The sequence below is a fragment of the Lonsdalea britannica genome, assembly GCF_946477055.1.
Classification (GTDB): domain Bacteria; phylum Pseudomonadota; class Gammaproteobacteria; order Enterobacterales; family Enterobacteriaceae; genus Lonsdalea; species Lonsdalea britannica_A.
On sequence record NZ_CAMKXG010000286.1, the window covers coordinates 1 to 3,984 of the forward strand.

Below are 3,984 nucleotides of genomic sequence, written 5' to 3' on the forward strand. Positions count from 1 at the left end.
ATACAAATAGTTATATTGTTATAGTTTGCTTGCCGTGTAAAAACCGTTAAGCTTCCTGCGTTTTCGAGCACTTACGTTTACGAGCACCGCGCCATGTCTGCCCATCAAGATTTATTTCTCCGCCTTTCGCGCTCCACTTTTCGCCAGCGGTTCCATCTCGGCCCCAAAGAGCGTGATTATTGCTATACCAAAGGCAAAACCGTGATCGCTTCACATGCCGCCGACTTCATCGCGCAACGGCTGGCGCCAGCATTGCCCAACAATGACGGAAAACAGACGCCCATGCGCGGACATCCCGTCTTTATCGCCCAACACGCTACGGCGACCTGCTGTCGGGGATGTTTGTCAAAATGGCACGGCATTGCCAAACAGCGGCCGCTGACGCCCGAAGAGCAACGCGACATTGTTGAAGTGATTTTGCAGTGGATTGAGCAAGATTTGGCGGCGAAGTCGGAGATAAAGACCAGACGGGGAAATCAATAGCGGGTTGCGAGAATGGCGCTCGCGGATAGATAAGCGCTGCCGTTTTTGTAGGAACGACAGCGTCAAACACCCTCTATCGGTCCGCTTCGCGCAAGGGAGAACGGACCGGATGGCAATTACATACTGACGATATTGACCTGTGCATCTCCTGCCGAAGAGAAGGTCACAAACGTGCAGGACTCACCCGAACTGAAAAACAGCTCAATGACGCCGTAATCGATAAACATGTTCATCCATGTAATATCTTTGCTCAGCGTAAAAGTATGCGGTTTTTCAAATTCGACAATCCCTACCGCTTTCCCCGATCGGCGAAGGATGTTGCACTCGCGCGTCGCAGGGGTATAGGTCACGACAAAATTCCAGTCTGTACCGCCCACCTCGATTTTGATCTCGCTGGCGGTGCTGCTCTGAAAGTCAAAACCGATATAGCCCCGGCCATTGATGACTAATGGCAGCGCGGTATCCCCGCTATCGAGGGTTTCAGTAATTTCTGAAACGATCTCATCCGAGAAAGAGAAGACGGGCTTATTTTCAATGTAGTATTCATTGTTCACATAGCGCAGTTTGAGTTTGCGCATAAGCGTCGCAATGCCAATGTTGCTGGTTTTGTCGATGATGGGCTGGGCATCTTTATCCTGCCAATAGCCCCAGTTCGAGGCCCATCCCAGGCAATACAGCCGATCATGACTCTTGGTTTCATCATACCCAGCGCGCGCACCGTAGAAATCAGGCCCATTGTCGATGGCGACCGCCGCAGGCGTTTCGATATTGCCGAACACCATCGTGTCGTAGTCCAGCGTCCCGACATGCATAAACGTCCCCGTCGTCCCTAACGTGCCCCCGTTAGCGCCGAACACCAGCACGGATTTGTTGTACCCCAGATCGCCACAGCTGATATCCAGCAACGTAGGACACTCAATCAACCCCATGTCTTTGATGATGACACTGTCGACATAGGTAAACGGCGCTTTCCCCGTACGGGAACGGTAAATACCGATCTTGTAACCTTCAGCGAGGTAGATATAGACCCAACCATTTTGAATAAACGCAAAAGGATCGCGGTAATTGTCCAAGCGGAGATGGTTGGGTTGTACGGGATTGGAATCGCAGGGTAAGAAGCTGTAGCCCTTATCGTTGGAGTACCACAGATTGGTGGTCTGCAACCCATCAATATAGCTGGTGACATAGGCTAGCCAGGCCCCCTCGCCATAACCCACAAGGTTGTCCAGATCGATGACCACCGAACCGGTAGCGATATCTCCCTGCGGCGTTTTATATTTCGGAATGGCGACGCCGTGGTCTTCAAATTTCACCCAGTCAGACGTGGTGAAATGACGCCATTCTGTCCCATTCCCTCCCCAGGCATAGTCTCCGTTCCAAAGGTAGTAGCCGTGCCAGAGAGAGGTTTCTGTGTCGTAAATAAACGTTTGGATATCATTCATGAATCCCGGTTCCTCACTGGATAGGTGAAAACCGTTGCTGAAAACTCGTTGCTCAATGACTTCGGACATGGTGGAACCCCTCTCGTTTGCTCATAACCCACCTTCGACATACACGGACGAAGACGTTTTCTAATGTTCCCAGCACAGTCAACTTGGCTAATGCTGTGCGCAGGATGCGGCGGTTTACGGACGGTAAGGCGCGAAATGCAGCAAGAACGCCCCCTGTCGTCACGGGTGTACGCGGCCACATACCCTGTAACGAGTTGGCGGCGTTGATTTTTGGTACATTGATAAAATTTGTCATGTTAACTCCATACTGGTTGTAGACAATTAAAACTTACAACATCTTTCCCTAATTACAAGTTTTAATTTAAATGAATATTTAAATATTTACTTGTAACATAGGTGAAATGAACGAAAAAAAACGACTCACCACAGCTTCGCGCATCGCGCAACTCCTTACAGAGAAAGGCTGGAACCAGTCTATTCTGGCCAGAAAACTGAAGATTTCACCTCAGGCTGTACAGGGCTGGGTGTCGGGTAAAACGGCGCCACGCGGCTCTCATCTGCAAAAACTGTCCCAACTCAGCGGCTATCCTGAGCACTGGTTTTTCATGTCCCGGGAAGACGACGAACGCCCCGTGATTTGCCCCAATACGTCTCCGGCGGCTCCCCTGCCTGTGAAGCGTCCGGAGTGCCAACGTTATCGCGTCGATATGCTCGCTATTCAGGTCAGCGCGGGGAACGGCGCCGTGTCGTCGTCGGAGTTTGTAGAAACCGTCAAAGCCATTGAATACACCCATGAGCAGGCACGGATGCTGTTTGGCAGCAAACCCGCCAGCGCCATCAAAATGGTGACGGTCAAAGGCGATAGCATGGCGTCTACTATCGAACCGGGGGACATGATCTTTGTCGATGTGTCCGTCAACACCTTCGACGGAGATGGGATCTATGTGTTTGTCTTCGGCAACATGCTGTATGTCAAACGGCTGCAAATGCTGAAACATCGGCTGCTGGTCCTGTCTGACAACCCTAAATATCAGTCCTGGCACATCGAAGATGGAGAGCAGCATGAATTTCACGTCATTGCAAAAGTGCTGCTCAGCCAGTCCGTCAATTTCAAACGTTTCGGTTAAACCGCATTCCGGGCGCCGCAGACAACCCGACAAAAAAGGTGCTTCAACCGCCCGTCACCATGACTTGACGTAAAATCTTCGCTCTTCCGTCCTGATCGTCTCGGTCCACCTCCTTCATTCACAACACGCCGAAACGGCAGCGCGTGCCAGCACCACGTTGCTTCATAAAAGATCTGGCGTACTGGAACCACGATGGGTTAGCGGTTGATAAGGGAGGAATGTGCGAATCCATGCTCAATAGCACGGCGCAATGACATGATAAAAAAGGAAAACAAGGCTAGGGGGGATGCTCACGCGTAGGATAACGCCAAAAGAAAAGGGGCTGCTATTTAGCAACCCCTTGAAATGGATGGCGGAGGAGTAGAGATTCGAACTCTAGAACGGTTTCCCGTCGCCGGTTTTCAAGACCGGTGCCTTCAACCACTCGGCCACTCCTCCGCAACGAGGCGAACTATAAACAGACCGCCTGATATTGTAAAGCGACAACCGGTTTGATTGCCTTAAAAATAGGCTGATAGCGATTAAATGGGTGCAAATTCATCATTTCGCTCACTCTTTCTTCTGCATTCTCCCGTGAATGCAAGTAAAGAAGGGTAAAATGACTTTAATCACACAGCGTGACTACCTACTCTAGGCGTGAAATAAAGACCCCTTAAAGAGAGAGTCGCCATTATGGATCGCATTGTTACCTCAACATCACGTGAACAATCGCTGCTTAGCACCCACAAAGTGCTGCGCAATACCTATTTCCTTCTGTCGCTGACGCTGGGATTTTCCGCCGTCACCGCAACGCTCAGCACCGTCTTCAACCTCCCCGCCCCCGGTCTTCTGCTGATGCTGGCGGGATTCTATGGTCTGATGTTCCTGACCTATAAACTGGCGAACAGCCCGGCGGGGATTCTGGCTGTTTTCGCACTGACCGG

At 51.0% G+C, this 3,984-nt stretch carries 3 protein-coding genes, 1 tRNA gene and 1 pseudogene; 3 read left to right on the plus strand and 2 right to left on the minus strand.

Annotation, left to right across the window (positions count from 1 at the left end; translation table 11 throughout):
* Positions 1-93 precede the first annotated feature (93 nt).
* Positions 94-483, plus strand: a complete 390-nt coding sequence (locus Q7O77_RS15290; RefSeq protein ID WP_304169304.1) for a DUF4186 domain-containing protein — start codon at positions 94-96, stop codon at positions 481-483.
* 116 nt (positions 484-599) lie between these two features.
* Here the strand turns inward: Q7O77_RS15290 and Q7O77_RS15295 are convergent, their stop codons facing one another.
* The gene (locus tag Q7O77_RS15295; protein WP_304169307.1) at positions 600-1,925 is read right to left on the minus strand and encodes a hypothetical protein; all 1,326 of its coding nucleotides are present in this window, start codon (positions 1,923-1,925) and stop codon (positions 600-602) included.
* A gap of 410 nt (positions 1,926-2,335) precedes the next feature.
* On the opposite strand from Q7O77_RS15295, the gene Q7O77_RS15300 reads away from it, so the two are divergent.
* A complete protein-coding gene (locus Q7O77_RS15300; RefSeq protein WP_304169311.1) occupies positions 2,336-3,061 on the plus strand; it encodes a helix-turn-helix transcriptional regulator in 726 nt (241 codons plus the stop codon).
* A gap of 350 nt (positions 3,062-3,411) precedes the next feature.
* On the opposite strand, the gene Q7O77_RS15305 is transcribed toward Q7O77_RS15300, so the two are convergent.
* A tRNA-Ser gene (locus Q7O77_RS15305) sits at positions 3,412-3,499 on the minus strand.
* A 234-nt stretch (positions 3,500-3,733) separates the two neighbouring features.
* Here Q7O77_RS15305 and Q7O77_RS15310 point away from each other — a divergent pair.
* Positions 3,734-3,984, plus strand: a pseudogene (locus Q7O77_RS15310) (FtsH protease modulator YccA); the annotation flags it as partial.

Bases quoted from the DNA above. Each gene is read 5' to 3' on its own strand.
- Q7O77_RS15290 (WP_304169304.1), top strand. From the start codon at position 94: ATGTCTGCCCATCAAGATTTATTTCTCCGCCTTTCGCGCTCCACTTTT.
- Q7O77_RS15295 (WP_304169307.1), bottom strand. From the start codon at position 1,925: ATGAATGATATCCAAACGTTTATTTACGACACAGAAACCTCTCTCTGG.
- Q7O77_RS15300 (WP_304169311.1), top strand. From the start codon at position 2,336: ATGAACGAAAAAAAACGACTCACCACAGCTTCGCGCATCGCGCAACTC.